Origin of the sequence: Arsenophonus sp., from assembly GCA_031446085.1 — a bacterium.
GTDB lineage: Bacteria > Pseudomonadota > Gammaproteobacteria > Enterobacterales > Enterobacteriaceae.
Window position 1 is genome coordinate 382,525 of the sequence record CP132901.1, and the last position, 24,293, is coordinate 406,817.

Annotated in this window: 36 protein-coding genes and 3 tRNA genes; 34 read left to right on the top strand and 5 right to left on the bottom strand. The window is 25.3% G+C overall.

The genetic code is table 11. From position 1 onward, the window contains the following. Window positions 1-124: 124 nt before the first annotated feature. The 6 genes from secA to RA161_01880 all read left to right on the top strand — a co-directional run bounded on the left by secA (window position 125) and on the right by RA161_01880 (window position 4,681). Window positions 125-2,836: a preprotein translocase subunit SecA gene (gene secA / locus RA161_01855; GenBank protein WMY97270.1), complete on the top strand. Its 2,712-nt coding sequence runs from the start codon at window positions 125-127 to the stop codon at window positions 2,834-2,836. Between the two features lie 35 nt (window positions 2,837-2,871). Continuing rightward, window positions 2,872-2,945, top strand: a tRNA-Met gene (locus RA161_01860). Window positions 2,946-2,957: 12 nt separating this feature from the next. After that, window positions 2,958-3,039: transfer RNA gene (locus RA161_01865), tRNA-Leu, on the top strand. Window positions 3,040-3,060: 21 nt separating this feature from the next. Continuing rightward, window positions 3,061-3,131: transfer RNA gene (locus RA161_01870), tRNA-Gln, on the top strand. Window positions 3,132-3,204: 73 nt separating this feature from the next. Continuing rightward, complete coding sequence (asd, locus tag RA161_01875) at window positions 3,205-4,062, top strand: archaetidylserine decarboxylase (protein ID WMY97271.1); 858 nt, start codon at window positions 3,205-3,207, stop codon at window positions 4,060-4,062. Between the two features lie 37 nt (window positions 4,063-4,099). Next, window positions 4,100-4,681, top strand: coding sequence for a NifU family protein (locus tag RA161_01880; GenBank protein WMY97272.1), 582 nt, complete (start codon window positions 4,100-4,102; stop codon window positions 4,679-4,681). A 61-nt stretch (window positions 4,682-4,742) separates the two neighbouring features. Here the strand turns inward: RA161_01880 and RA161_01885 are convergent, their stop codons facing one another. From RA161_01885 to potA, 4 genes are all read right to left on the bottom strand, one after another. Beyond that, a complete protein-coding gene (locus tag RA161_01885) occupies window positions 4,743-5,771 on the bottom strand; it encodes an extracellular solute-binding protein (GenBank protein WMY97720.1) in 1,029 nt (342 codons plus the stop codon). 85 nt (window positions 5,772-5,856) lie between these two features. After that, window positions 5,857-6,624, bottom strand: coding sequence for a spermidine/putrescine ABC transporter permease PotC (potC, locus tag RA161_01890; protein WMY97273.1), 768 nt, complete (start codon window positions 6,622-6,624; stop codon window positions 5,857-5,859). A 10-nt stretch (window positions 6,625-6,634) separates the two neighbouring features. Continuing rightward, window positions 6,635-7,486, bottom strand: a complete 852-nt coding sequence (gene potB / locus RA161_01895; protein WMY97274.1) for a spermidine/putrescine ABC transporter permease PotB — start codon at window positions 7,484-7,486, stop codon at window positions 6,635-6,637. Then, window positions 7,473-8,585: a spermidine/putrescine ABC transporter ATP-binding protein PotA gene (gene potA / locus RA161_01900; protein ID WMY97275.1), complete on the bottom strand. Its 1,113-nt coding sequence runs from the start codon at window positions 8,583-8,585 to the stop codon at window positions 7,473-7,475. Before potA ends, potB begins: the two co-directional genes overlap by 14 nt. Window positions 8,586-9,198: 613 nt before the next feature. Here potA and rpsJ point away from each other — a divergent pair. The 28 genes from rpsJ (at window position 9,199) to rplQ (ending at window position 22,793) form a co-directional block, all read left to right on the top strand. Continuing rightward, window positions 9,199-9,510, top strand: a complete 312-nt coding sequence (gene rpsJ, locus RA161_01905) for a 30S ribosomal protein S10 (protein WMY97276.1) — start codon at window positions 9,199-9,201, stop codon at window positions 9,508-9,510. Window positions 9,511-9,548: 38 nt separating this feature from the next. Then, the gene (gene rplC, locus RA161_01910; protein WMY97277.1) at window positions 9,549-10,196 is read left to right on the top strand and encodes a 50S ribosomal protein L3; all 648 of its coding nucleotides are present in this window, start codon (window positions 9,549-9,551) and stop codon (window positions 10,194-10,196) included. A gap of 12 nt (window positions 10,197-10,208) precedes the next feature. Next, window positions 10,209-10,835, top strand: coding sequence for a 50S ribosomal protein L4 (gene rplD / locus RA161_01915; protein WMY97278.1), 627 nt, complete (start codon window positions 10,209-10,211; stop codon window positions 10,833-10,835). Next, on the top strand, window positions 10,811-11,113 hold the full coding sequence (gene rplW / locus RA161_01920) for a 50S ribosomal protein L23 (GenBank protein WMY97279.1): 303 nt from the start codon (window positions 10,811-10,813) through the stop codon (window positions 11,111-11,113). The genes rplD and rplW overlap by 25 nt, the downstream gene beginning before the upstream one ends. A gap of 58 nt (window positions 11,114-11,171) precedes the next feature. Next, entirely contained in the window at window positions 11,172-11,993 is an 822-nt protein-coding gene (rplB, locus tag RA161_01925; GenBank protein WMY97280.1) for a 50S ribosomal protein L2, read from the top strand. 19 nt (window positions 11,994-12,012) lie between these two features. Continuing rightward, complete coding sequence (gene rpsS / locus RA161_01930; GenBank protein WMY97281.1) at window positions 12,013-12,303, top strand: 30S ribosomal protein S19; 291 nt, start codon at window positions 12,013-12,015, stop codon at window positions 12,301-12,303. Between the two features lie 13 nt (window positions 12,304-12,316). Beyond that, on the top strand, window positions 12,317-12,670 hold the full coding sequence (rplV, locus tag RA161_01935) for a 50S ribosomal protein L22 (protein ID WMY97282.1): 354 nt from the start codon (window positions 12,317-12,319) through the stop codon (window positions 12,668-12,670). A 23-nt stretch (window positions 12,671-12,693) separates the two neighbouring features. After that, complete coding sequence (gene rpsC, locus RA161_01940; protein ID WMY97283.1) at window positions 12,694-13,380, top strand: 30S ribosomal protein S3; 687 nt, start codon at window positions 12,694-12,696, stop codon at window positions 13,378-13,380. Window positions 13,381-13,405: 25 nt separating this feature from the next. Then, window positions 13,406-13,807, top strand: coding sequence for a 50S ribosomal protein L16 (rplP, locus tag RA161_01945; protein ID WMY97284.1), 402 nt, complete (start codon window positions 13,406-13,408; stop codon window positions 13,805-13,807). A gap of 7 nt (window positions 13,808-13,814) precedes the next feature. After that, entirely contained in the window at window positions 13,815-14,030 is a 216-nt protein-coding gene (gene rpmC, locus RA161_01950) for a 50S ribosomal protein L29 (protein ID WMY97285.1), read from the top strand. Next, the gene (gene rpsQ / locus RA161_01955; protein ID WMY97286.1) at window positions 14,005-14,289 is read left to right on the top strand and encodes a 30S ribosomal protein S17; all 285 of its coding nucleotides are present in this window, start codon (window positions 14,005-14,007) and stop codon (window positions 14,287-14,289) included. Before rpmC ends, rpsQ begins: the two co-directional genes overlap by 26 nt. A 73-nt stretch (window positions 14,290-14,362) precedes the next feature. Beyond that, the gene (gene rplN / locus RA161_01960; protein WMY97287.1) at window positions 14,363-14,734 is read left to right on the top strand and encodes a 50S ribosomal protein L14; all 372 of its coding nucleotides are present in this window, start codon (window positions 14,363-14,365) and stop codon (window positions 14,732-14,734) included. A 25-nt stretch (window positions 14,735-14,759) separates the two neighbouring features. Next, on the top strand, window positions 14,760-15,074 hold the full coding sequence (rplX, locus tag RA161_01965) for a 50S ribosomal protein L24 (protein WMY97288.1): 315 nt from the start codon (window positions 14,760-14,762) through the stop codon (window positions 15,072-15,074). A gap of 18 nt (window positions 15,075-15,092) precedes the next feature. Continuing rightward, entirely contained in the window at window positions 15,093-15,635 is a 543-nt protein-coding gene (rplE, locus tag RA161_01970) for a 50S ribosomal protein L5 (GenBank protein ID WMY97289.1), read from the top strand. Window positions 15,636-15,650: 15 nt separating this feature from the next. Next, a complete protein-coding gene (rpsN, locus tag RA161_01975; GenBank protein ID WMY97290.1) occupies window positions 15,651-15,956 on the top strand; it encodes a 30S ribosomal protein S14 in 306 nt (101 codons plus the stop codon). Between the two features lie 35 nt (window positions 15,957-15,991). Next, the gene (rpsH, locus tag RA161_01980) at window positions 15,992-16,384 is read left to right on the top strand and encodes a 30S ribosomal protein S8 (protein WMY97291.1); all 393 of its coding nucleotides are present in this window, start codon (window positions 15,992-15,994) and stop codon (window positions 16,382-16,384) included. Window positions 16,385-16,397: 13 nt separating this feature from the next. Further along, the gene (gene rplF, locus RA161_01985; protein WMY97721.1) at window positions 16,398-16,928 is read left to right on the top strand and encodes a 50S ribosomal protein L6; all 531 of its coding nucleotides are present in this window, start codon (window positions 16,398-16,400) and stop codon (window positions 16,926-16,928) included. 10 nt (window positions 16,929-16,938) lie between these two features. Continuing rightward, window positions 16,939-17,292, top strand: a complete 354-nt coding sequence (rplR, locus tag RA161_01990) for a 50S ribosomal protein L18 (protein ID WMY97292.1) — start codon at window positions 16,939-16,941, stop codon at window positions 17,290-17,292. A 12-nt stretch (window positions 17,293-17,304) separates the two neighbouring features. Next, window positions 17,305-17,805, top strand: coding sequence for a 30S ribosomal protein S5 (gene rpsE, locus RA161_01995; protein ID WMY97293.1), 501 nt, complete (start codon window positions 17,305-17,307; stop codon window positions 17,803-17,805). Next, complete coding sequence (gene rpmD, locus RA161_02000) at window positions 17,802-17,996, top strand: 50S ribosomal protein L30 (protein ID WMY97722.1); 195 nt, start codon at window positions 17,802-17,804, stop codon at window positions 17,994-17,996. The genes rpsE and rpmD overlap by 4 nt, the downstream gene beginning before the upstream one ends. Further along, entirely contained in the window at window positions 17,986-18,420 is a 435-nt protein-coding gene (gene rplO, locus RA161_02005; GenBank protein WMY97294.1) for a 50S ribosomal protein L15, read from the top strand. The genes rpmD and rplO overlap by 11 nt, the downstream gene beginning before the upstream one ends. 3 nt (window positions 18,421-18,423) lie before the next feature. Next, entirely contained in the window at window positions 18,424-19,749 is a 1,326-nt protein-coding gene (gene secY, locus RA161_02010; protein ID WMY97295.1) for a preprotein translocase subunit SecY, read from the top strand. A 20-nt stretch (window positions 19,750-19,769) separates the two neighbouring features. Beyond that, window positions 19,770-19,886 (top strand): 50S ribosomal protein L36, encoded by a 117-nt coding sequence (rpmJ, locus tag RA161_02015; GenBank protein WMY97296.1) that lies wholly within the window; start codon window positions 19,770-19,772, stop codon window positions 19,884-19,886. A gap of 46 nt (window positions 19,887-19,932) precedes the next feature. Next, window positions 19,933-20,289: a 30S ribosomal protein S13 gene (rpsM, locus tag RA161_02020; protein ID WMY97297.1), complete on the top strand. Its 357-nt coding sequence runs from the start codon at window positions 19,933-19,935 to the stop codon at window positions 20,287-20,289. Between the two features lie 43 nt (window positions 20,290-20,332). After that, window positions 20,333-20,722, top strand: coding sequence for a 30S ribosomal protein S11 (gene rpsK / locus RA161_02025; GenBank protein WMY97298.1), 390 nt, complete (start codon window positions 20,333-20,335; stop codon window positions 20,720-20,722). 32 nt (window positions 20,723-20,754) lie between these two features. Further along, entirely contained in the window at window positions 20,755-21,375 is a 621-nt protein-coding gene (gene rpsD, locus RA161_02030; GenBank protein ID WMY97299.1) for a 30S ribosomal protein S4, read from the top strand. Between the two features lie 26 nt (window positions 21,376-21,401). Then, window positions 21,402-22,394, top strand: coding sequence for a DNA-directed RNA polymerase subunit alpha (rpoA, locus tag RA161_02035; protein WMY97300.1), 993 nt, complete (start codon window positions 21,402-21,404; stop codon window positions 22,392-22,394). 18 nt (window positions 22,395-22,412) lie between these two features. After that, window positions 22,413-22,793 carry a 50S ribosomal protein L17 gene (rplQ, locus tag RA161_02040; protein ID WMY97301.1) on the top strand — a complete coding sequence of 127 codons (381 nt, stop codon included), beginning with the start codon at window positions 22,413-22,415 and terminating at the stop codon, window positions 22,791-22,793. A 3-nt stretch (window positions 22,794-22,796) separates the two neighbouring features. On the opposite strand, the gene trkA is transcribed toward rplQ, so the two are convergent. Continuing rightward, a complete protein-coding gene (trkA, locus tag RA161_02045; GenBank protein WMY97302.1) occupies window positions 22,797-24,173 on the bottom strand; it encodes a Trk system potassium transporter TrkA in 1,377 nt (458 codons plus the stop codon). Window positions 24,174-24,293: the final 120 nt, after the last annotated feature.

Genomic DNA, 24,293 nt, shown 5'->3' on the forward strand with positions numbered 1-24,293 from the left:
ATCTTGTATAATAAACGTTTTTTTAATTTCGAAATTATATTATTTATGATATAAATCATAATATTATTACTAAATAAAAAAAACAAAAAATTATTTTTTATAAAAAAAATCCTCAATACAAAATATGTTTAATAAATTATTAACAAAACTTTTTCAAAATAGAAATGAAAAAATTCTAAATCGTTTAAATAAAACTGTTTATCTTATTAATAAACTTGAAAAAAAAATAAAGAATTTTTCAGATTATCAACTTAAATTACAAACCAAAAAATTTAGAAAACAACTAAAATTAGGTAAAAAAATAAACGAATTACTTCCAGAAGCTTTTGCAACGGTTAGAGAAGCTAGTAAAAGAGTGTTTAATATGCGTCATTTTGATGTTCAAATTCTTGGAGGAATTGTCTTAAATGAACGTTGTATAGCAGAAATGCGTACTGGAGAAGGTAAAACATTAACAGCAACATTACCAGCATATTTAAATGCATTAACTAAAAAAGGAGTACATATTGTTACTGTTAACGATTATTTAGCAAAACGAGATGGAGAAAATAATAAACCACTATTCGAATTTCTTGATATGACAGTAGGAATTAATATCTCAGGAATATCTAATAAAATGAAAAAAACAGCATATTTAGCGGACGTAACTTATGGCACAAACAATGAATATGGTTTTGATTATTTAAAAGATAATATGGTTTTTAGTCCACAAGAAAGAGTTCAAAGAACCTTACATTATGCATTAATAGACGAAGTAGATTCAATTTTAATTGACGAAGCAAGAACTCCACTGATTATATCAGGTCCTGCTGAAAATAGTTCAAAACTATATCAAAAAATTGATAAAATCATTCCTTATTTAAAAAAACAAGAACAAGATGATTCTGATTTTTTTCAAGGTAAAGGACACTTTTCTATTGATGAAAAATCAAAACATGTAACTCTAACAGAAAGAGGATTAGATTTAATTGAAAAATTATTAGTACATGAAAAATTAATGAAAAAAGGAGAATCTCTTTATTCAATTTCTAATATTGTACTTATGCATCACGTTATGGCTGCTTTACGTGCACATGTACTTTTTAATAAAAATGTTGACTATTTAGTAAAAAATGGAGAAATAGTTATTGTAGATGAATATACTGGAAGAACTATGGAAGGACGTAGATGGTCAGATGGTTTACACCAAGCAATAGAAGCAAAAGAAAAAGTAGAAATAAAAAATGAAAACCAAACATTAGCATCAATTACTTTTCAGAATTATTTTCGACTTTATGAAAAATTATCTGGAATGACAGGAACTGCATATACAGAAGCTTGTGAATTTCGTTCAATCTATCAATTAGATACTATTGTAATACCAACTAATTCGCCTATGATTAGGAAAGATTTTCCAGATTTAGTTTTTATTACAGAAAAAGAAAAAATTAATGCTATTATTAATGAAATTAAAAAATGTAGTCAAAAAGGACAACCAGTTTTAGTAGGTACTATCTCTATTGAAAAATCAGAATTAATATCAAAAAAATTAAAAGAAAAAAAAATTAAACATAATGTATTAAATGCTAAATTTCATGAAATGGAAGCAGACATTATAGCACAAGCCGGAATGGAAGGTGCGGTGACGATTGCAACAAATATGGCTGGAAGAGGAACAGATATTTTGTTAGGTGGAAATTGGCAAGCAGAAATTAAAAAAATTAAAAATAGAAACCAAAAAGAAATTAATGAAATTAAAAAAAAATGGAAAGAAAATCACAAAAAAATAATTAACATAGGTGGATTACATATCATCGGAACAGAACATCACGAATCACGTCGAATTGATAACCAATTAAGAGGAAGATCTGGAAGACAAGGAGACCCTGGTTCATCTAGATTTTATCTTTCTATGGAAGATTCTTTAATGCGTATTTTTGCTTCAGAGAAAGTAGCAAATATGATGAAAACATTAGGTATGAAACCAGGAGAATCTATACAACATAAATGGGTTACTAAAGCTATTGCACATGCTCAAAGAAAAGTTGAAAGTCGAAATTTTGATATCAGAAAACAACTTTTAGAATATGATGATGTAGCAAACGATCAACGTCGTGCAATTTATGCACAAAGAAATAATTTATTAAATGGATCTGATATATATGATACTATTAAAAAAATTCGTGAAGATGTGATTAATCTTATACTAAATAAATATATTTCAAATAATTTATTAACTAATGAAATTCAATTAAAAAAATTGCAAAACCAATTAAAAAAAGATTTTCGTTTAGAAATATCTATTCAAAAATATCTGGAAATAAATAAAAATAAAGAAAAACTTCAAGATCAGTTAAAAAAAGAAATTTTGAAAAAAATGATTGATCTATATAATCATTTAGAAAAAAAAATAGGTCAAAAAATTATGAGATCTTTTGAAAAAAACATTATGTTGCAAAAATTAGATTTTTTATGGAAAGAACATTGTGCAGCAATGGATTATCTAAGACAAGGAATTCATTTACAAGGTTATGCACAAAAAGATCCAAAACAAGAATATAAACGAGAATCTTTTAATATGTTTTCAAATATGTTAAATACATTAAAATATGAAGTTATATCAACATTAAATAATATTGAAGTAAACCAAATAGAAAATTTGAAATTTATAAATGAAAATAGTAATATTTTATTAAAACACAAAATTTATTCGTCAGATAAGCAAAATAAAAAAAATAATATTTTGTTGATTCAAGATCAACATCTTAATAAAAATAAATTAGGAAGAAATATGCCTTGTCCATGTAAATCTGGAAAAAAATATAAGTTTTGTCATGGTAATTTAAAAAAAACATAAATATTTAGTACCTATTTTATTTTTTTTAAAAAAAAGGCTACGTAGCTCAGTTGGTAAGAGCACAGCACTCATAACGCTGAGGTCACAGGTTCAAATCCTGTCGTAGCCTCAAAAATAAAATGCGGGAGTGGCGAAATTGGTAGACGCACTAGATTTAGATTCTAGCGCTATAAAGCATGCGAGTTCAACTCTCGCCTCCCGTATTTAAAAAAATGAAAAAATTTTGGGGTATAGCCAAGTGGCAAGGCACCAGGTTTTGATCCTGGCATCCCTGGTTCGAATCCAGGTACCCCAGAAAAAATATTATAAATAAACTACAATGGTTTTAAATATAAATATACATATTTATATTTAATTTAATAAAAAATATGAAAGAGAAAATATCTTTTTTTGTTCAAAAAAAAATTACTCAATTTTTTGGATGGATTGCAAATAAAAATTGTTCATTCTTAACAAAAATTTTTATAAAATTTTTCGTTAAAAAATATAAAATTAATTTACAAGAAAATCGACTAAATCATTATTCACAATATAAAAATATTAATTCTTTCTTTTTAAGAAAACTTAAAAAAAAAAATCGTCCAATAGCATCTGGATATAATCAATTAGTATCTCCAGTAGATGGAATAATCACAGAACTAGGGAAAATTCAAAAAAATATAATTATACAAGCGAAAAAATATAATTATACATTAGAATCATTATTTGCTAATGATATTAATAGTAGTATTTTATTTAAAAATGGGTTATTTATAACTTTTTATTTATCTCCTGCTAATTATCACCGTGTACATATGCCATACAGCGGAATTTTAAAAAAAATGATTTATATTCCTGGTACATTTTTTTCAGTAAATAAAAAAAATGTTAACTCTATTTCTAATATTTTTACAAAAAATGAACGAATCATATGTATTTTTAATACAAAATTTGGTATGATGGCACAAATTTTAATAGGATCAATAATTGTAGGAAGTATTAGTACTAAATGGCATGGAATAATCAATAAAAAACATGAAAATGAAATCCAATATTGGAATTACTCAAAAAATAATAAAATTTTTTTAAAAAAAGGAGAAGAAATGGGAAAATTTCAAATTGGTTCAACTGTAATTACATTATTTCAAAAAAAATATATTACTTTAAATTCATCTTTAAAAAAAAAAATGTTTATTAAATTTGGATCAGAAATAGGAAATGTTTCTGACCTAAAAAAAACAAATTGAAAAACATATTAAAAATTCTTAAATAGGTATATTTTATATGATTCATATTACAAAATCTGCACAAAAACATTTTATCAAATTATTAACAAAACAAAAAAAAGGAACACAAATTAAATTTTTTATTGAACAAACAAATTCAAAAAAAATAGAAGGAAAAGTAATTTATTACGTACCTAAAAAAACAAATGAAGAAAATGTTAAAATTCAGTTTGATAAATTTGATGCATATCTAGATAAAAAAGATGTTGCCTTTCTAAAAGGAGCTATAGTAGATTTTATTTCAAATCAATTAAACTCTCAATTAACTATTCAGCTAACTTACAAAAATAAAAACAAAAAAATATTTAAAAAAGATTCATTAATAAATAAAATAAGACACATTATTCAATCACAAATTAATCCACAATTATCATTACATGGAGGACACATATCACTAATTGATATTATTAATGAAGGATATGTATTATTAAAATTTAAAGGAGGATGTAATGGATGTTCTATGGCACAAATTACCTTAAAAGAAGGAATAGAAAAAAAATTAATGAATTTATTTCCCAATGAAATAAAAGGTGTCAAAGACGTTACTGATCATGAATATGGATCTCATACTTACCAATAAACGAATAAATTTTGAACATAAAAAATAGAAAAACAATATTATTAAACTCACTTTAATAATTTCAATGTATTAGTTTCAATTTTTGAAAATAGTCTTCATATATTAAAGATGTTTCTCCTACATCATCTTGCCATTCTCCTTTGTCTAAAATTGATTTGCTTGGATATAAATTTATATCAGATAAAATCTGAGTAGATAATTGCTTTTTTGCTGTTAAGTTTGGTGTAGGATAACCAATTTTTTTTGCAACTAAAGCAGCAATATCTGGTCTTAACAAAAAATCAATAAGTTTTAAAGCTCCTTCAATATTTTCAGCATTTTTTGGAATGGCTAAACTATCCATCCAAAAAATTCCTCCTTCTTTAGGCCAAATAAAATTTATCTTCATATCAGATTGTTGATTTGCTAAAAATGCAGAACCGTTCCACATCATACCAATTTCAATTTCTCCTTGAATAAATGGATATGCTGGATTATCAGAATTAAACATTCGAACATTTGGCATCAATTTAATTAATTCTTCATATGCTTTTTTTATAACCAATTTATCTTTTGTATTACCTGAATAACCTAATTTAAGTAAAGCGATCTGAAAAACTTCTCTAGCATCATTAGTTAATAATATTTTCTTTTTAAAAATAGGATTCCATAAATCTGCCCAAGATTCAATGTTTAATTTATTAGTTATTTTTTGATTAACTCCTATACCAGTAGCACCCCAAATATATGGAATAGAAAAATCATTATTAGGATCAAAAGATTTATTTAACAAACTAGGATCAAGATTGTTAAAATGAGTTAGTTTATTACGATTTATTTTTGTTAACATATCTTCATTACGCATTTTAGAAATAAAATAAGTAGATGGTACTATTAAATCATAATGAGAATTAGGATTGCTTTTTAGTTTTGTATACATACTTTCATTAGATTCATAAGTTGAATAAATTACTTTAATTCCAGTTTCTTTAGTAAACTGACTTAATAAACCTGTTGGTATATATTCAGACCAATTATAAAAATATATTTTTTTATCTCTACCATCAGCAAAAGATATTGAAAAATAATGTATTATTAAAAAACTTAACATTAAAAATAAAAAACATTTTTTCATTATTAATTTCCTATTTTAAAATACAAAATTTTAAACATACTATGAAAAATTATATTTTTATTTAAATATATTTTTTAGTAATCCACTCACTAATAAATAAAAAAATAAAAGAAAACAATAATAATATTGCTGCAATTGCATTGACTTCAGGTGAAATTCCAATTTTCACCATAGAATAAATTTTTAATGGTAAAATTTCATATGATGGACCAGTAATAAACGAAGAAATAATCACATCATCCATAGAAAGAGTCATAGTTAATAACCAAGATGATACAATAGATGGACTTAATAAAGGAAGTATTATTTTTTTTAAAATAATAAATTCACTTGCACTCAAATCTCTAGCAGCTTCTAAAATTTTGACATCAAAATCTTTAATTCTCGTGTAAATAATTACTACAACTATCGGTAAAGAAAATGTAATATGTGCAATTAATAAAGAATAAAAACCTAATTCAATTTTTAAAAAAACAAACAATAAAAGCAAAGAAATCGCTAATACTATATCAGGAATAATGATAATAATAAATAACATAGAAGTAATAAATTTTTTAAATCTAAATTCATAAAAATATAAAATTACTGCTACTAAAGTACCTAAAATAGTTGAAATAATTGAAGAACAACTACCTAAAATTAATGAATGAATAGCAGAATCTATTAAACTATCATTTTTTAATAGTAAATCATACCATTGCAATGTTAAACCATGCCATTTATATCCAAAAATTGACAAATTAAAAGAATTAACAACTAATATTATTATTGGAATATATAAAATAATATATATCAAAATTATAAATATATTACGAAAAATAAATTTCATTAAAATTAAATTATTTTTTGTTAAATAGAATTAATATATGATAATAAATATATGAAACAATAATCATAATAAATATTAAAAAAATACTCATAGCTGATCCAAATGGCCAATTTCTTAAATAAAGAAATTGATTTTTAATAATATTTCCTATTAATAAATTTCTACTTCCACCTATGATATCAGAAACGTAAAATAAACCTATAGATGATAAAAATACTAATAAACTTCCCGAAATCACTCCAGAAATAGTTAAAGGGAAAATAATAGAAAAAAAAACACGTAATCGGTTAGCTCCTAAATCAAAAGCAGCTTCAATACAATTCTTATCTATCTTTTGAATACTAGAAAATAATGGAATAATCATAAAAGGTAATAAAAGATAAACTAAACCTATGATTACTCCTACTTCAGTATACAAAATATCAATTGGTTGATTAATTAATTTTACTGATAACAATAAAGAATTTAAATAACCATTTTTACTAAAAAAAATTTTTAATGCATAAATTCTAATAAGGGAGTTAGTCCAAAATGGTAAAATTAACAAAAATAACATAACAGATATCCATTTTTTAGAAACAACCGTAGCTAAAATTAAAGAAAACGGATATCCTATCAATAAACATAATAAAGTAGAGAAAAAAGATATATATATAGAATATAACATTACTCTATAATACACAGGATTAAAAATTTCTTTATAATTATCAAAAGTTAAAATAAAATCAAAAATTTTAATTGCATTATATTGAAAAAAACTAATAAAAATTAAACCTAGATTTGGTATAAAAATAAAAAAAAATAACCAAAATATAACAATATATACAATAATTTTTTGAAATAAAATATTATTTTTTTTCATCTAATAATACAATTTCCTTTTTTTTCATCCATGTAATACACACTTCTTTGTTAAATAAGGAATTTATATCTAATTGATTTTCATTAAAAAAGGAACAAACTAAAATTTTTTTCCCATTATTTAATTTGACTTCTATATCAAACATTACACCTTTATAATTGCTTTGATAAATATTTCCAATTAAACCAATTTTTGTTTTAGATTTATTATATTTTTTAATTTGAAGATCTTCTGGACGTAATAAAACTTTTAGATATTGACCATTATGTACAAATAATTTAGTGTAAATATTACATTCATATCCTTCAACAATAGCACGTATTTTTTCTTTGTTAATTCGATACAAAACAATAGAATTTAAAATATTAATAGAACCAATAAATTTTGCAACAAATATATTTTTTGGATTTTTATAAATTTCATATGGAGTCGAATCTTGTTCTATTTTTCCATTACGCATTACTATAATACGATCAGACATAGCTAATGCTTCTTCTTGATCATGTGTTACATAAATAAAAGTAATGCCTAAGTATCTTTGTAACGATTTTAATTCGTTTTGCATCTGTTTTCTTAAATGAAAATCTAATGCAGATAAACATTCATCTAATAAAAGAACTTTAGGTTTATTAATAATAGCACGAGCAATAGCAACTCTCTGTTGTTGTCCTCCAGATAATTGATGAGGATAGCGATTTTTTAAATCTTCCAACTGTATCATACATAACATGGAGTAAACTTCAGATTGAATTTCTCTATAAGACTTTTTTTTCATTTTTAAACCAAAAGCTATATTATCAAATACTGACATATGAGGAAATAAAGCATAGTTTTGAAAAACTGTATTAACATGTCTTTTTTCTGCTGGAATTTTAGTAACATCTTTATTTTCAATAAATATATAACCATTATCGACATATTCTAATCCAGCAATTAATCTTAATATAGTAGTTTTTCCACATCCAGATGGACCTAAAATTGTAATAAATTCTCCATAATTAATGTTTAAATTCAATCCAGAAATAATTTTTTTTCCATTAATTTTTTTATTTAAAGATTTTAATTCAATTAATGATTTAAATGAAGTAATATTGTGCATGTAATATGTAACATATCAAATTAAACAACAGTTAAAAGTATATTTAAAACTATTTTAAGTATATAAGAAATATACAAAAAATAAGAAACACTTGCATATATTTTAAAAATGTCATAAATAAAACATTTATATAAATATTATTTTTTTAAATTTAAAAACAATTAAAATAAACAACCGATCAAGAACTTTATTATTTAATTTTATATTTAATTCATATATAATAAATATGTTTATCTCGTTTGTTTTTATTAATACATAATGATAACATTATACATTATCTACTTTAAATAGTTTTATCTAAATATAAAAACAAATATGTGATTTAAAATAATATTTTTTATAAAATATTTTATATTGTCTATCTTATCAAAAATAAGTATAGATATTACTTCACTGCAATAAAATTAAATTAAACTGATATATCTTATTTTGGATACAATAAAAAAAGCTAAAGAAAATATAGTCACTTTTTTGTAAAATATACAAAAATAACTAATTTTATAAAAAATATTGTTTTTAAAATATTTTTTTAAAAAATCTTACTATTCACATTATTATACCTCAATCTTTAAAATACATAATTAAAAATATCAATCATGGAAATTATAAATTTATGCAAAATCAAAGAATTCGTATCAGATTAAAAGCATTTGATCATCGTTTAATAGATCAATCTACTGCAGAAATTGTAAAAACTGCCAAACGTACTGGAGCTCAAGTAAGAGGACCTATACCACTTCCAACAAGAAAAGAAAGATTTACAATTTTAATTTCACCACATGTTGATAAAGATGCTCGGGATCAATACGAAATTCGTACTCATAAACGTTTAGTAGATATAGTAGAACCAACAGAAAAAACAGTTGATGCATTAATGAAACTAGATTTAGCTGCAGGAGTAGATGTACAAATTAGTTTAGGATAAACTATTATAACAATGGATAAATAAGGAATCATTAAAATATGATTAAATTAATAGGTAAAAAAATAGGTATGACACGTATTTTCACAGAAGAAGGCATATCTATTCCTGTAACAGTAGTTACTATTTATAAACATCAAATAACACAAATAAAAAATAAAAAAAAAGATGGATATAATGCAATTCAAATAACATCTGGAGAAAAAAAACATAATATAAATAAAGCCGAATTAGGACATTATCTTAAAAACAACATAAAACCTGGATTATATTTACATGAATGCCGCATTAAAAACGATAAAAAAGAAGATATTAAAAAATATAAAATAGGTCAATTTATTGATATAGAAATATTTCATAATGTAAAAAAAGTTGATGTTATTGGTACTTCAAAAGGAAAAGGTTTTGCAGGTACAGTAAAAAGGTGGAATTTTCATACACAAGATGCTAGTCATGGTAATTCATTATCACATAGAGCTCCAGGATCTATTGGACAAAATCAAACGCCTGGTAAAGTTTTTAAAGGAAAAAAAATGTCAGGACAACTTGGAAATAAACAAATTACAATTCAAAATCTTAAAATAATAAAAATTGATAATACTCATAACTTTTTATTATTGAAAGGCTCAGTGCCAGGTCCAACAGGAACAAAATTAATTATTAAACCATCTGTTAAAATAGAATCATAAAGGTAATAAAAAATGGAATTATTAATTCAAGATAACAAAAAAACTATTACTATTTCTGATAGTATATTTAAACAAAATTTTAACACATCTCTAGTACATCAAGTTATAACAGCTTATTCTGCATGTAAACGTCAAAATACTTCTGCACAAAAAACTCGTTCTCTAGTATCAGGATCAGGTAAAAAACCATGGCGTCAAAAAGGCACTGGTAGAGCTCGTGCAGGATCAACAAAAAGCCCTATTTGGAGATCTGGAGGAGTAACTTTTACATCCAAATTTAAAAAATATCGCCAAAAAATAAATAAAAAAATGTATAAAGGTGCATTAAAAAGCATTTTTTCTGAACTAATACGTCAAAAAAGATTAATTTTAATGGATCAAATTATAATAGAATTGCCAAAAACAAAATTATTATTAAAAAAAATCAAAGAAATATCATCTAAAAAAATTTTGATTATTATTTCTGAATTTAATCAAAATTTGTTATTATCAGCACGTAATCTTCATAATGTTAATATTCACTATGTATATAACATAAACCCTGTAAATTTAATCAATTTTGATTATACAATAATAACTACTAATGCTATTAAAAAAATTGAAGGAATTCTTGAATGCAATACCAAGAAAAATTATTAAAATTATTATTTAAACCTCATATTTCAGAAAAAACTTCTAATTTGATGAAATTGAATAACACTATTTCTTTTAAAGTAAAAAAAAATGCAACTAAGCAAGAAATCCGTGATGCTATTAAAAAAATATTTAAAATAGAAGTTCAAAATATTAATACAGTACAGATAAAAGGAAAAATTAAAAAAAATAAAAATATCATTGGAAGAAAAAAAAATTGGAAAAAAGCATATATTACTCTAAAAAAAGGACAAAGTTTAGATATAATTAATACTACGGAATAATTATATAAAAAAATTAAATATATTTCAAATTGAGTAATATAAAAAGGAAATTAATATAATGGCTATTATAAAATGTAATCCTACCTCTCCTGGAAGACGACATGTAATAAAAATATCAAACAAGTTTCTACATAAAGGAAAACCATTTTCTAAATTATTAAAAAAAAACAATAAAACAGGAGGAAGAAACAATAATGGAAGAATTACAACACGTCATATTGGAGGAGGACATAAAAAAAAATATCGTTTAATTGATTTTAAAAGAAATAAAGATTCCATATTAGGAAAAATAGAGCGTATTGAATATGATCCAAATAGATCTTCATATATAGCTTTGATTTTATATAAAGATGGTGAAAGACGTTATATTATTGCACCGAAAAACATTAAAATAGGAGATGTTATTTCATCTGGAATCAATGCAACAATTAAAATAGGAAACACACTTCCAATAAAAAATATTCCGATAGGAACTATTATACATAATATAGAATTAAAAAATGGAAAAGGTGGACAATTAGCAAGAGCAGCAGGATCATATGCACAAATTATTTCAAAAGACCATAATTATGTTAATATTCGATTACGTTCAGGAGAAATAAGAAAAATATTTTGTAATTGCCGTGCTACAATAGGCGAAGTAAGTAACAATGAAAATATGTTGCGTGTTCTTGGTAAAGCAGGTGCTAATCGATGGAGAGGTATTAGACCAACGGTTAGAGGAACTGCAATGAATCCTGTAGATCATCCACATGGAGGAGGAGAAGGTCGTAATTTTGGAAAACATCCAGTAACACCATGGGGTTTACAAACTAAAGGGAAAAAAACTAGAAATAATAAAAGAACAAACAAATATATTATTCATCGTTCTAAAAAATAATTTTTAAGGAGATTTTTCGATGCCACGTTCTATGAAAAAAGGTCCATTTATAGATAAACATTTGCTAAAAAAAATACAAAAAGCGACAAAAAATGGAGATAAAAAACCTTTAAAAACATGGTCTCGTCGTTCAACTATTTTTCCTAATATGATAGGATTAACTATTTCAGTACATAATGGAAAAAAACATATACCAATTTATATCACTAACGAAATGTTAGGTCATAAATTAGGTGAATTTGTACCAACACGTACTTATAGAAGCCACTCTGGAGATAGAAAAATTAAAAAAACAGAAATAAAAAAATAAAAGGAAAAAATAAATGGAAACTATTGCCTCATACCGAAACGCAAAATCATCTGCACAAAAAATTAGATTAGTAGCTAATCTAGTTCGAGGTAAAAACGTATCAAAAGCAATGGAAATTTTAACCTTTTCTAATAAAAAAGCAGCTTTTTTGATAAAAAAAACACTACAATCTGCAATTGCTAATGCAGAACATAATAACGGAATAAATATTAATAATTTAAAAATAAAAAAAATTTTTATTAATGAAGGTCCAACTATGAAACGTATTTTCCCTCGTGCAAAAGGACATACAGATCGAATTCTTAAAAGAACAAGTCATATTACAATTATAGTATCGGAATCTAACTCCATAAAAAAAATAAAATAAACATAAAAATAAAGGAAAAAATAATGGGACAAAAAGTTAATCCTTATGGAATGCGTTTAGGAATTACTAATATTTGGAATTCTACATGGTATGCAAACAAGAAAGATTTTTCAAAAAATCTAGAAAGTGATTATCAAGTACGTAAATATTTAAATGAAAAACTTGCAAAAGCATTTATATCTCGTATCGTAATAGAACGTCCAGCTAAAAGTATCCGTGTTAGTATATATACCGCAAGGCCAGGTATTATTATTGGAAAAAAAGGAGAAGACATTGAAAAATTAAGAAAAAAAATTGCTATTATTACAGGAGTACCTGCTCAAATTAATATTTCTGAAATTAAAAAGCCTGAATTAGATGCAAAATTAGTTGCACACAATATTGCTGGACAACTAGAACGTCGTATTATATTTAGAAGAGTGATGAAAAGAGCAGTACAAAATGCTATGAGACTTGGAGCAAAAGGAGTAAAAATAGAAATTAGTGGTCGTTTAGGAGGAGCTGAAATAGCAAGAAGAGAATGGTATCGAGAAGGAAGAGTTCCATTACATACTTTAAGAGCTAATATCGATTACAGCACTGCAGAAGCATTTACTACTTATGGAGTTTTAGGAATAAAAGTATGGATTTTTAAAGGAGAAATTTTAGGAAACATGTATAATAATGAAAAAATAAATAAAATAACATCAAATAAAAAAATAAAAATATAATGTATAATCAAAAGAGATCAATATAATGTTACAACCAAAAAAAACAAAATTTCGAAAAATGCAAAAAGGTCGAAATAAGGGTCTAGTAACAGATATGGATATTAATTTTGGATCCTTTGGTTTAAAAGCAATTGTAAGAGGAAGATTACGTGCATGTCAAATTGAATCTGCACGTATAGCTATAAGTCGTGCTATGAAACGTCAAGGAAAAATATGGATTCGTGTATTTCCTGATAAACCTATAACCAAAAAACCATTGGAAGTAAGAATGGGAAAAGGAAAAGGAAATGTGGAATTTTGGGTAGCACTTATCAAACCAGGAACTATTTTATATGAAATAAATGGTGTATCTGAAATAATCGCGCGCAATGCATTTAAAATTGCAACATCAAAACTGCCAATTAAAACTATTTTTATAAAAAAATGAGTATATTATGAAGATAAAAGAATTAAGAAAAAAAAAAATAAAAATATTACAATCTGAACTATTTAATATGTTACGTGAACAATTTAATTTACGTATGCAAAAAGCAAATGGCAATTTTCAACAATCACATTTATTTAAAAAAGTACGTCGAGGAATTGCTACTATAAAAACTTTACTACACGAAAAAAAAATCATTCATGAAAAAAACAAAAACAACAAATAACAATAAAAAAAACAATAATCGTATTTTACAAGGTCGTGTAATTAGCAATAAAATGCAAAAATCTATTGTTGTTGCTATTGAACGTATAGTAAAACATAAATTATATGGAAAATATATACGTCGAAAAACAAAATTACATGCACATGATGAAAATAATGAATGTAAAATAGGAGATATTGTAAAAATTTACGAAACTAAACCAATATCAAAAAAAAAATCATGGAAGTTGATGAATATTGTAAAAAAATCAATTCTATAATTGATGTCATTGAATAAAAAATGTATCATCATAAAATATGATAGGAAAATTCTAAAAATAATAAAGAAATTTTATGATTCAAACACAAAGTATATTAAAAGTAGCAGATAATTCTGGTGCACGATATGTTATATGCATTAAAGTCTTAGGTGGAACTAGACGTAGATATGCAAATATTGGGAATATAATCAAGGTTAGTGTAAAAGAAGCTATTCCTCGAAGTAAAGTAAAAAAAGGGGATGTATTAAAAGCAATTATAATTAGAACAAAAAAAGGTATTCGTCGTACAGATGGATCATTAATTCGATTTGATTCTAATGCTTGTGTTTTATTAAACAATGTTAATGAACAAGTTATAGGCACCCGTATTTTTGGTCCTGTAACACGTGAATTAAGAACCGAAAAATTTATGAAAATTATCTCTTTAGCTCCAGAAGTACTTTAAATTTTAAAAGGATGGGATAGTTGATATGGCATCTAAAATTCGTAATAATGATGAAGTTATTGTATTAGTTGGAAAAGATAAAGGAAAAAGAGGGAAAGTAAAAAAAATTCTATCAAAAAATAAAGTGCTTGTAGAAGGAATTAATTTAATTAAAAAACATCAAAAACCAATTCCGTCATTGAATCAACCAGGAGGAATTTTAGAACAAGAATCTGCAATTGATATTTCTAATATTGCTATTTTTAATTTTAAAACAGGAAAAGCAGATCGTGTTGGTTTTAGAATAGAATCAGGTAAAAAAATTAGATTTTTTAAATCTAATAATAAAATTATCAAATAATTTTTCTAAGGATAAACAATGATAAGATTACACGATTTTTATAAAACTCAAGTTATTCCTAAATTAATCGAAAAATTTGGTTATACTTCTATTATGCAAGTACCTAAAATCGAAAAAATAACAATTAATATGGGTGTAGGTAAAGCAGCAACAGATAAAAAAAAACTTGATTATGCAATTTCTGATTTATCAGCAATTAGTGGACAAAAACCTTACATAACAAAAGCGAGAAAATCAATTGCAAATTTTAAAATTCGTCAAAATATTCCAATAGGATGTAAAGTCACTTTACGAAGAAAAAGAATGTGGGAATTTTTTGAAAGACTTCTTTTTATAGCTATTCCTAGAATACGTGATTTTAGAGGATTATCAAAAAAATCTTTTGATGGCAAAGGAAATTATAATATCGGAATACGTGAACAAATTATTTTTCCAGAAATTGATTATGAAAAAATTGATTCCATTCGTGGATTGGATATTGCTATAACTACCACTGCATATTCAGATATTGAAGGTTTTGAACTTTTAAAATCATTTAACTTCCCATTTAAAAATAAATAAAAAAGGAAAAAAATAGTGGCAAAAAAATCATTAGAAATACGTAATATAAAACGTATTAAGTTAATTGAAAAATTTTATAAAAAAAGAAAAAAATTAAAAAAAATAATTTCTAGTATTCAAAGTTCCGATGAAGAACGTTGGAATGCTATACTAAAATTACAAGAATTACCAAAAAATTCTAGTCCAATAAGAAAAAGAAACAGATGTAGACAAACAGGTAGAGCACATGGATTTTTAAGAAAATTTGGATTAAGTAGAATCAAATTTCGAGAATCTGCTATGAAAGGAGAAATACCTGGTCTAAAAAAAGCAAGCTGGTAATAAAAAAATTATAAAAAAATTTAGGAAATAAAAAAATGAGTTTGCAAGATCCAATTTCAAACATGTTAACAACAATTCGTAATGCTCAAAGAGCAAAAAAAAAATCAATTGAAATTCCATTTTCTAAAATAAAAAAAGAAATTGCAAAAGTATTAAAACAAGAAGGTTATATTCAAAATTATGAATCTTTCAATAATAAAATACCTAAACTAAAAATTGAATTAAAATATTTTCAAAAAAAAGGAGTAATAGAAAATATTCAAAGAATTAGCAAACCAAGCCTACGTATATATAAAAAAAAATATAATCTTCCTACAGTTATGGAAGGATTAGGTATCGCAATTATTTCTACATCCAAAGGTGTTATGACTGATAAAAAAGCTCGAAAAATTGGTTTAGGTGGTGAAGTTATTTGTTATGTTTCCTAAAAGGAAAAATGTTATGTCACGTTTATCGAAAATTCCTATTAAAGTACCAGATAATGTTCAAATAAAACTAGAACAATCAAAAATTTCAATTATCGGAAAAAAAGGAACTCTTAATTATACTTTACATAAATCAATAAAAATTAAATATGAAAAAAACAAATTATTTTGTTTTTCAAAAGAAATTGGTCTGCATAAAGCACAGACAGGAACAACACATTCAATATTAAATTCTATGATCATTGGTGTGACAAATGGATTTAAAAAAAAATTACAAATTTTTGGCGTAGGTTATCGAGTTATTTTAAAAAAAGATATAATACTCCTATCTTTAGGTTATTCTCATCCAATTGAATACAAATTACCTGAAGATGTAAAAGCATCTTGTCCATCGCAAACTGAAATCATTCTAACAGGAATAAATAAACAAACTGTTGGACAAGTAGCAGCAAAAATACGTTCATTTAAAAAACCAGAACCATATAAAGGAAAAGGAATTCGTTATGAAAATGAAATCATCAAAATCAAAGAAACTAAGAAAAAATAGGATTTAAATTATGGATAAAAAAAAAAATCGCATTAAAAGAGCTACCAAAACAAGAAAAAAAATAAACAATTTAAAAGCTATTCGTTTAGTTGTTCATCGTACTTCACGTCACATATATGCACAAATTATTTCTAAAAATGGAAATAAAACATTAGTTTCAGCATCTAGTACAGAAAAAAATATAAAAAATCAAGTAAAATATACAGGCAATAAAAATACTGCACAACTAATTGGACAAATCATTGCTGAACGTGCTTTAAAAAAATCAATTCAAATATCTGCTTTTGATCGTTCTGGTTTCAAATATCACGGACGCATTCAAAAATTAGCAGAAAGTGCAAGAAAATCAGGATTAAAATTCTAAAAAGGATATTATATGGTTATAAATGAAAAAATATATAATGAATTAAAAGAAAAATTGATAACGGTTAGTCGTGTAGCAAAAACTGTTAAAGGTGGACGTATTTTTACATTTACTGCATTAACTGTTGTTGGTAATGGAAATGGACGTGTAGGATTTGGATACGGTAAGGCACATGAAGTTCCTATTGCTATTCAAAAAGCTATGGAAAAAGCTAAAAAAAATATGCAAACTATTATGATTAATAAAGATACTTTATATCATCCTATAAAGGGAAGACATACAGGATCTTTGGTATATATGAAACCAGCACATCAAGGAACTGGAATTATAGCGGGCGGGGCTATACGTGCAGTTTTAGAAGTTTTAGGTATACATAATGTACTTGCAAAAATATATGGTTCAACCAATCCTATTAACGTAGTACGAGCAACATTTCATGCATTAAAAAAAATGAAATCACCACAAATGATTGCAACAAAAAGAGGAAAAACTATAAAAGAAATATTAGGATAATAATAATGTTAAAAATAAAACAAATAAAAAGTTCTATTGGTCGTCTTCCAAAACATAAAAAAATATTAACTGCTTTAGGATTACATTATATCGGACATACAGTCATACATAAAAATACACCTTCTATTTTAGGCATGATCAAAATCATTTCTTATATGATCAAAATAGAGGAGAAAAAAAATGAAGAATAATACTTTATCTCCAGCTAAAGGATCAAAAAGTTTACGTAAACGTCTAGGAAGAGGTATTGGATCAGGATCTGGAAAAACATCAGGAAGAGGACATAAAGGACAAAAATCTCGTTCTGGATATAAAATAAAAAAAGGGTTTGAAGGAGGTCAAATGCCTTTATATAGAAGACTTCCAAAATTTGGTTTTTCTTCACGTAAAAAAAAATTTAAAAAAACTATTCGATTATCAGAATGTAATAAAATTAAAGATAAAATTATTAACATTAATATTCTTAAATCTTGGAATATCATTTCAAATTATGTAAAATATGTAAAAATTATTCTTTCTGGAAAAATAAATAAATCAATTATTCTCCAAGGAATTCATGTAACTAAAGGTGCACGTATTTCTATTGAAAAAGCTGGAGGTAAAATTGAGGAGTAACCTATGAAAAAAAAACCAGCCTTAGATTTTAATAGTGCTAATGGTGGAATCAAAGAATTAAAAAAGAGATTATTTTTTGTTATTGGAGCATTAATAGTATTTCGAATCGGCTCTTTTATCCCTATTCCTGGGATTAACACGACGATATTAACAAAATTGCTTGCAGAACAAAGAGGTACAATCATTGAAATGTTCAACATGTTTTCAGGTGGTGCATTAAGTCGTGCTTCTATATTTGCATTAGGAATAATGCCATATATTTCATCATCTATTATTATACAATTACTTACAGTTATTCATCCAAAATTATCTGAAATTAAAAAAGAAGGTGAAATAGGACGTAGAAAAATTAATCAATATACAAGATATGGAACATTAATATTATCCATTTTTCAATCTATAGGCATTTCTATAGGATTTCCAAATATGCAAAAAATGGAAGGTTTAGTTATTAATTTAAACTTTCAATTTTATTTTATTTCTGTTATGAGTTTAATTACTGGTACAATGTTCTTAATGTGGTTAGGAGAACAGATGACCGAAAGAGGTATAGGTAATGGAATATCTATAATTATTTTTGCAGGAATAGTAGCAGGATTACCTGAAGCAATAGTACATACAATTGAAGAAATTAAAAAAGGAGAACTACATTTAATTCTATTATTTTTTATAATATGCCTAATTTTCAGTGTCACTTATTTTGTAGTATTTATGGAAAGAGGACATAGAAGAATTATAGTAAATTATGCAAAACGTCAACAAGGTCATCGTATGTATTCTGCACAGAGCACATATTTACCACTTAAAATTAATATGGCAGGTGCAATACCAGCTATTTTCGCTTCTAGCATAATATTATTTCCAGGTACTCTTTCATCTTGGTTTGGAGATGGTATTGGATGGAATTGGTTAACTACCATTTCTATGTATTTACAACCAGGACAATTACTTTACATTTTACTTTATGCATTCTCTATCATTTTTTTCTGTTTTTTTTATACTTCATTAATATTTAATCCTAGAGAAACAGCTGATAATTTAAAAAAATCTGGTGCATTTATACCTGGAATTCGTCCTGGAGCACAAACAGCAAAATATATTAATAAAATAATGAACGCATTAACTTTGGTTGGAGCAATTTACATTACATTTATTTGTTTAATTCCTGAATTTATGCGTGATGCTATGAAAGTACCATTTTATTTTGGAGGAACTTCATTACTCATTGTTGTAGTTGTTATCATGGACTTTATGACACAATTGCAAACACTTATGATGTCTAGTCAATATGAATCTGTATTAAAAAAAGCTAATCTTAGAGCTAAATAATCAAAAAATAGAGAATAAAAATGAAAGTAAAAACTTCTGTTAAGAAAATGTGTCGTCATTGCAAAATTATTAAACGCAAAGGAGTTATCAGAGTAATATGTCTTGTGCAACCAAAACATAAACAACGTCAAGGATAAAATAATAAAAATAACTTTCAAAAAATATAAAATTTAAGGAAAAAAAATGACTCGTATAGCAGGAATTAATATTCCTGAAAATAAACAAACTTTAATTGCATTAACAACAATATACGGAATAGGAAAAGCTCGTTCTAAAAAAATATGTCAAATCACTGGAATTGATAAAGAGAAAAAAATTAAAAGTTTAAACAAAAAAGAAATAGAAATGTTACGTAAAGAAGTAATGAAATACATTATAGAAGGTGATTTACGTCGTGAAGTTAGTCTCAATATTAAACACTTAATAGATATTGGATGTTATCGTGGATTACGTCATAGAAAAAATTTACCAGTTAGAGGACAAAGAACTAAAACAAATGCAAGAACTTGTAAAGGACCTAAAAGAATAGTAAAAAAATGAAAAAAATTTTTTATTTTTAAACAATTTAAGGATTTGAAACATTATGATAAAATCAAATGCTAATCCAACAAAAAAAATTAAAAAAAATATTTTAGATGGAATAGCACATATTCATGCTTCATTCAATAATACAATTATTACTATTACAGATCGTCAAGGAAACACATTAAGTTGGGCAACATCAGGAGGATCTGGTTTTAGAGGATCTAGAAAATCAACACCATTTGCTGCTCAAATTGCTGCAGAACGTTGTGCTGAAAAAATAAAAAAATATGGAATAAAAAATTTAGAAGTTATGGTAAAAGGACCAGGTCCAGGCAGAGAATCTAGCATAAGAGCTTTAAATGCAGCTGGTTTTAAAATTACAAATATTATAGATGTTACACCTATACCACACAATGGATGTCGACCTCCAAAAAAACGTCGTGTGTAAAAATAATTAAAAATTGGAGATTAATAAATAGAATGGCAAAATATTTAGGACCAAAATTAAAACTAAGTCGTCGTGAAAATACAAATCTTTTTCTCAAATCTTCAATACGTTCTATAGAAACAAAATGTAAATTAGGACAAGCTCCGGGTCAACATGGAGCTAGAAAAAAAAGATTATCAGAATATGGAATACAATTAAGGGAAAAACAAAAAGCGCGTCGCATATATGGAATTATGGAAAAACCATTTCATAACTATTATAAAAAAGCAAGTAAATTAAAAGGAAACACTGGAAAAAATCTTCTACATTTATTAGAATCTCGCTTAGATAACGTAGTATATCGTATGGGCTTTGGAACTACTAGAGCAGAAGCAAGACAAATTGTAAACCATAAATCAATTATGGTTAATAATAAAGTAGTTAATATACCATCATATCAAATATCAATCAATGATACAATTTGTATTAGAGAAAAAGCGAAAAAACAATTAAGAATTAAAGCTTCTTTAGAACTCAGTGAACAAATTGAAAAACCAAAATGGATTGAAATAGACATGAAAAAAATGAAAGGTATTTTTAAAAATATTCCAGATCGTAGTGATTTTTCTGCTGATATCAATGAAAATTTAATAATTGAACTTTATTCTAAATAAAAATAATCAGACTAAAGTGGGGAAATATGCAGAATAACATAAAGGAATTTCTTAGACCAAGATTAGTAAACATAGAAAAAATCAATATTAAATATGCTAAAGTTACACTTGAACCATTAGAAAGAGGTTTTGGACATACATTAGGAAATGCATTACGTCGTATTTTACTCTCATCCATGCCAGGATGTGCAGTAACAGAAGTAGAAATTGATGGAATACTTCATGAATATAGTACTAAAGAAGGAATACAAGAAGACATTTTAGAAATTTTGCTTAATCTAAAAAAATTAGCAGTTACAATACACGAAAAAAATGAAGCACTTTTAACTTTAAAAAAAAATGGAATTGGTCCAGTTACTGGATTAGATATCACATTAAATAATGATGTAAAAATTTTTAATCCAAAACATATAATATGTAATTTAACTAATGAAAATGCAGTCATCGATATGAAAATAAAAGTTAAACGTGGTAGAGGATACGTTCCAGCTTCATCACAAATACATTCAGAATTAGATTCTAGGCCAATTGGTAGACTATTATTGGATGCATGTTATAGCCCTGTAAAAAGAATATCTTACAGTGTTGAAGCTACAAGAGTAGAACAAAGAACAGACTTAGATAAATTAATCATAGAAATTGAAACTAATGGAACTATTCTTCCAGAAGAAGCAATTAGAAAAGCAGCAACTATTTTATCAGAACAATTAGAATCTTTTGTTGATCTACGCGATATCAAAAAAGTAGAAATTAAAGAAGAAAAACCTGATTTTTCACCAATTTTATTAAATTCTGTTGATGATTTAGAATTAACAGTCAGATCAGCAAACTGTTTAAAAACAGAATCAATTCATTACATTGGAGACTTAGTACAAAGAAGTGAAATAGAATTACTTAAAACTCCAAATTTAGGAAAAAAATCTTTAACTGAAATTAAAGATGTTTTAGCAACAAAAGGATTATCACTAGGAATGAAAATAAAAAATTGGCCACCAAAAAAACAAATTTTAAATAAATAAAAAATAAGGAAAAATTACATGCGACATCGAAAAAAAGGACGAAGACTAAACAAAAATAATAGTCATAGAAAATCCATGTTTAGAAATATGATTTCTTCATTAATTCAACATGAAATTATAAAAACAACAGTTCCAAAAGCAAAAGAATTAAAACGTATCATAGAACCATTAATTACAAAATCTAAAATAGATAATGTTTCAAATCGTAGATTGATTTTCTCAAAATTAGTAAATAAGATATCTGTATCTAAATTATTTAACTACATATCTCCGAGATTTAAATTACAATCTGGTGGATACACTAGAATTATAAAATGCGGATTTAGAAAAGGAGACAATGCACATATGGCATATATTGAATTGATAAATCGGAAAAAATTAAAATATGACAAAAAATAAAAACTATAAAAAAAATGGACTAGGCTGAAAAATTTTTTCTACTTCATGAACATTTTTTTTATCAGTTAAAAACATAATTACATGATCTCCTTCAGATATAATACAATTTTTATTTGCAATAATAACTTTTTCGTTTCTAACTATTGCACCAATAATGACACCAAACGGTAATTTAATATCTTGAATATTTTTACCAACAACTTTTGAAGTATTAATATCACCATGAGCAATCGCTTCCATTGCTTCAGCAACACCTTTTCTTAATGAAGAAACACTTATTATGTCAGCTTTACGAATATGTCTTAATAATGCCGAAATAGTCTCTTGTTGTGGAGAAATTGCTATATCTATAGCATCACCTTGAACCAAATCTACATAAGCAGAACGTTGAATAAGCACCATCACTTTTTTTGCACCCATTTTTTTTGCAAGCATACCAGACATAATATTTGCTTCATCATCATTTGTTAATGCTATAAATGCATCAATTTGATCAACATGTTCTTCAGATAATAACTCTTGGTCAGATGCATCTCCATAAAACACTATAGTATTATTTAAAAATTTTGCTAATTCTTGAGCTCTTTTTTGATCATGCTCAATTAACTTAACAACATAATTTTTTTCTAATTTTTTAGCTAATCCTGCACCTATGTTCCCACCACCCACAATCATGATTTTTTTATATGGTTTTTCTAGTTGTTGCAATTCACTCATAACAGTACGAATATGTTCTGTTTCGACAATAAAAAAAATTTCATCTCCTACTTCAATAATAGTAGATCCTTCAGGAATAATTGCTCTATCATGACGGAAAATAGCAGCAATTCTTGCGTCTATATGTGGTAAATGTTCTCGTAAATTAGAAATTGAATTACCAACAAGAGAACCACCATAATAAGCATTAGTTGCCACAACACTAACCTTACCATTTGCAAAATTTGCAACTTGAAATGCACCAGGATACTGAATTAATTTATAAATATAGTCAATAACCAATTGTTCCGGAGAAATAAGATAATCAATAGATATATGTGATGGACTAAAAAGTTTTCTATTTTTTTTAATGTATTCCGAAGCGCGTATTCTAGCAATCTTATTAGGAACATTAAATAAAAAAGAAGATATTTGACAAGCAATCATATTTACTTCATCCGAATTAGTAACAGCAATTAACATATCTGCATCGTGTGCTCCGGCTTCTTTTAAAATATTAGGATATGAACCATATCCATTAATAATTTTTAAATCTAATTTATCTTGTAAATAATTTAATCGATTACTATCAATATCAACAACAGTAATATCATTATTTTCATTAATTAAATTTTCAGCAAGACTTTCACCAATTTGTCCAGCACCTAATATAATTATTTTCACTATTTTCAAAATTTAAAATTAACTATTATCAATATAATAAGATAAGTAACATATTTATTATTTAAAACAAAATTTTTTTAAAAAAATAAAATCATTTATTTTTAATAAATGATTTTATAT

Excerpts from the sequence above, each read along its gene's own strand:
- rplE (WMY97289.1), top strand. The coding sequence starts at position 15,093 with ATGATAAGATTACACGATTTTTATAAAACTCAAGTTATTCCTAAATTA.
- rpsK (WMY97298.1), top strand. The coding sequence starts at position 20,333 with ATGATAAAATCAAATGCTAATCCAACAAAAAAAATTAAAAAAAATATT.
- rplO (WMY97294.1), top strand. The coding sequence starts at position 17,986 with ATGAAGAATAATACTTTATCTCCAGCTAAAGGATCAAAAAGTTTACGT.
- rplQ (WMY97301.1), top strand. The coding sequence starts at position 22,413 with ATGCGACATCGAAAAAAAGGACGAAGACTAAACAAAAATAATAGTCAT.
- potA (WMY97275.1), bottom strand. The coding sequence starts at position 8,585 with ATGCACAATATTACTTCATTTAAATCATTAATTGAATTAAAATCTTTA.
- asd (WMY97271.1), top strand. The coding sequence starts at position 3,205 with ATGAAAGAGAAAATATCTTTTTTTGTTCAAAAAAAAATTACTCAATTT.
- potC (WMY97273.1), bottom strand. The coding sequence starts at position 6,624 with ATGAAATTTATTTTTCGTAATATATTTATAATTTTGATATATATTATT.
- rplV (WMY97282.1), top strand. The coding sequence starts at position 12,317 with ATGGAAACTATTGCCTCATACCGAAACGCAAAATCATCTGCACAAAAA.
- rpsH (WMY97291.1), top strand. The coding sequence starts at position 15,992 with ATGAGTTTGCAAGATCCAATTTCAAACATGTTAACAACAATTCGTAAT.
- rplP (WMY97284.1), top strand. The coding sequence starts at position 13,406 with ATGTTACAACCAAAAAAAACAAAATTTCGAAAAATGCAAAAAGGTCGA.
- RA161_01885 (WMY97720.1), bottom strand. The coding sequence starts at position 5,771 with ATGTTAAGTTTTTTAATAATACATTATTTTTCAATATCTTTTGCTGAT.
- rpsJ (WMY97276.1), top strand. The coding sequence starts at position 9,199 with ATGCAAAATCAAAGAATTCGTATCAGATTAAAAGCATTTGATCATCGT.
- rplR (WMY97292.1), top strand. The coding sequence starts at position 16,939 with ATGGATAAAAAAAAAAATCGCATTAAAAGAGCTACCAAAACAAGAAAA.
- rpmJ (WMY97296.1), top strand. The coding sequence starts at position 19,770 with ATGAAAGTAAAAACTTCTGTTAAGAAAATGTGTCGTCATTGCAAAATT.
- rpmC (WMY97285.1), top strand. The coding sequence starts at position 13,815 with ATGAAGATAAAAGAATTAAGAAAAAAAAAAATAAAAATATTACAATCT.
- secA (WMY97270.1), top strand. The coding sequence starts at position 125 with ATGTTTAATAAATTATTAACAAAACTTTTTCAAAATAGAAATGAAAAA.
- rplX (WMY97288.1), top strand. The coding sequence starts at position 14,760 with ATGGCATCTAAAATTCGTAATAATGATGAAGTTATTGTATTAGTTGGA.
- rplC (WMY97277.1), top strand. The coding sequence starts at position 9,549 with ATGATTAAATTAATAGGTAAAAAAATAGGTATGACACGTATTTTCACA.
- potB (WMY97274.1), bottom strand. The coding sequence starts at position 7,486 with ATGAAAAAAAATAATATTTTATTTCAAAAAATTATTGTATATATTGTT.
- rpsM (WMY97297.1), top strand. The coding sequence starts at position 19,933 with ATGACTCGTATAGCAGGAATTAATATTCCTGAAAATAAACAAACTTTA.
- rpsE (WMY97293.1), top strand. The coding sequence starts at position 17,305 with ATGGTTATAAATGAAAAAATATATAATGAATTAAAAGAAAAATTGATA.
- rpsD (WMY97299.1), top strand. The coding sequence starts at position 20,755 with ATGGCAAAATATTTAGGACCAAAATTAAAACTAAGTCGTCGTGAAAAT.
- rpsQ (WMY97286.1), top strand. The coding sequence starts at position 14,005 with ATGAAAAAAACAAAAACAACAAATAACAATAAAAAAAACAATAATCGT.
- rplF (WMY97721.1), top strand. The coding sequence starts at position 16,398 with ATGTCACGTTTATCGAAAATTCCTATTAAAGTACCAGATAATGTTCAA.
- rplB (WMY97280.1), top strand. The coding sequence starts at position 11,172 with ATGGCTATTATAAAATGTAATCCTACCTCTCCTGGAAGACGACATGTA.
- rplW (WMY97279.1), top strand. The coding sequence starts at position 10,811 with ATGCAATACCAAGAAAAATTATTAAAATTATTATTTAAACCTCATATT.
- rplN (WMY97287.1), top strand. The coding sequence starts at position 14,363 with ATGATTCAAACACAAAGTATATTAAAAGTAGCAGATAATTCTGGTGCA.
- secY (WMY97295.1), top strand. The coding sequence starts at position 18,424 with ATGAAAAAAAAACCAGCCTTAGATTTTAATAGTGCTAATGGTGGAATC.
- rpsC (WMY97283.1), top strand. The coding sequence starts at position 12,694 with ATGGGACAAAAAGTTAATCCTTATGGAATGCGTTTAGGAATTACTAAT.
- rpsS (WMY97281.1), top strand. The coding sequence starts at position 12,013 with ATGCCACGTTCTATGAAAAAAGGTCCATTTATAGATAAACATTTGCTA.
- rpoA (WMY97300.1), top strand. The coding sequence starts at position 21,402 with ATGCAGAATAACATAAAGGAATTTCTTAGACCAAGATTAGTAAACATA.
- rplD (WMY97278.1), top strand. The coding sequence starts at position 10,209 with ATGGAATTATTAATTCAAGATAACAAAAAAACTATTACTATTTCTGAT.
- RA161_01880 (WMY97272.1), top strand. The coding sequence starts at position 4,100 with ATGATTCATATTACAAAATCTGCACAAAAACATTTTATCAAATTATTA.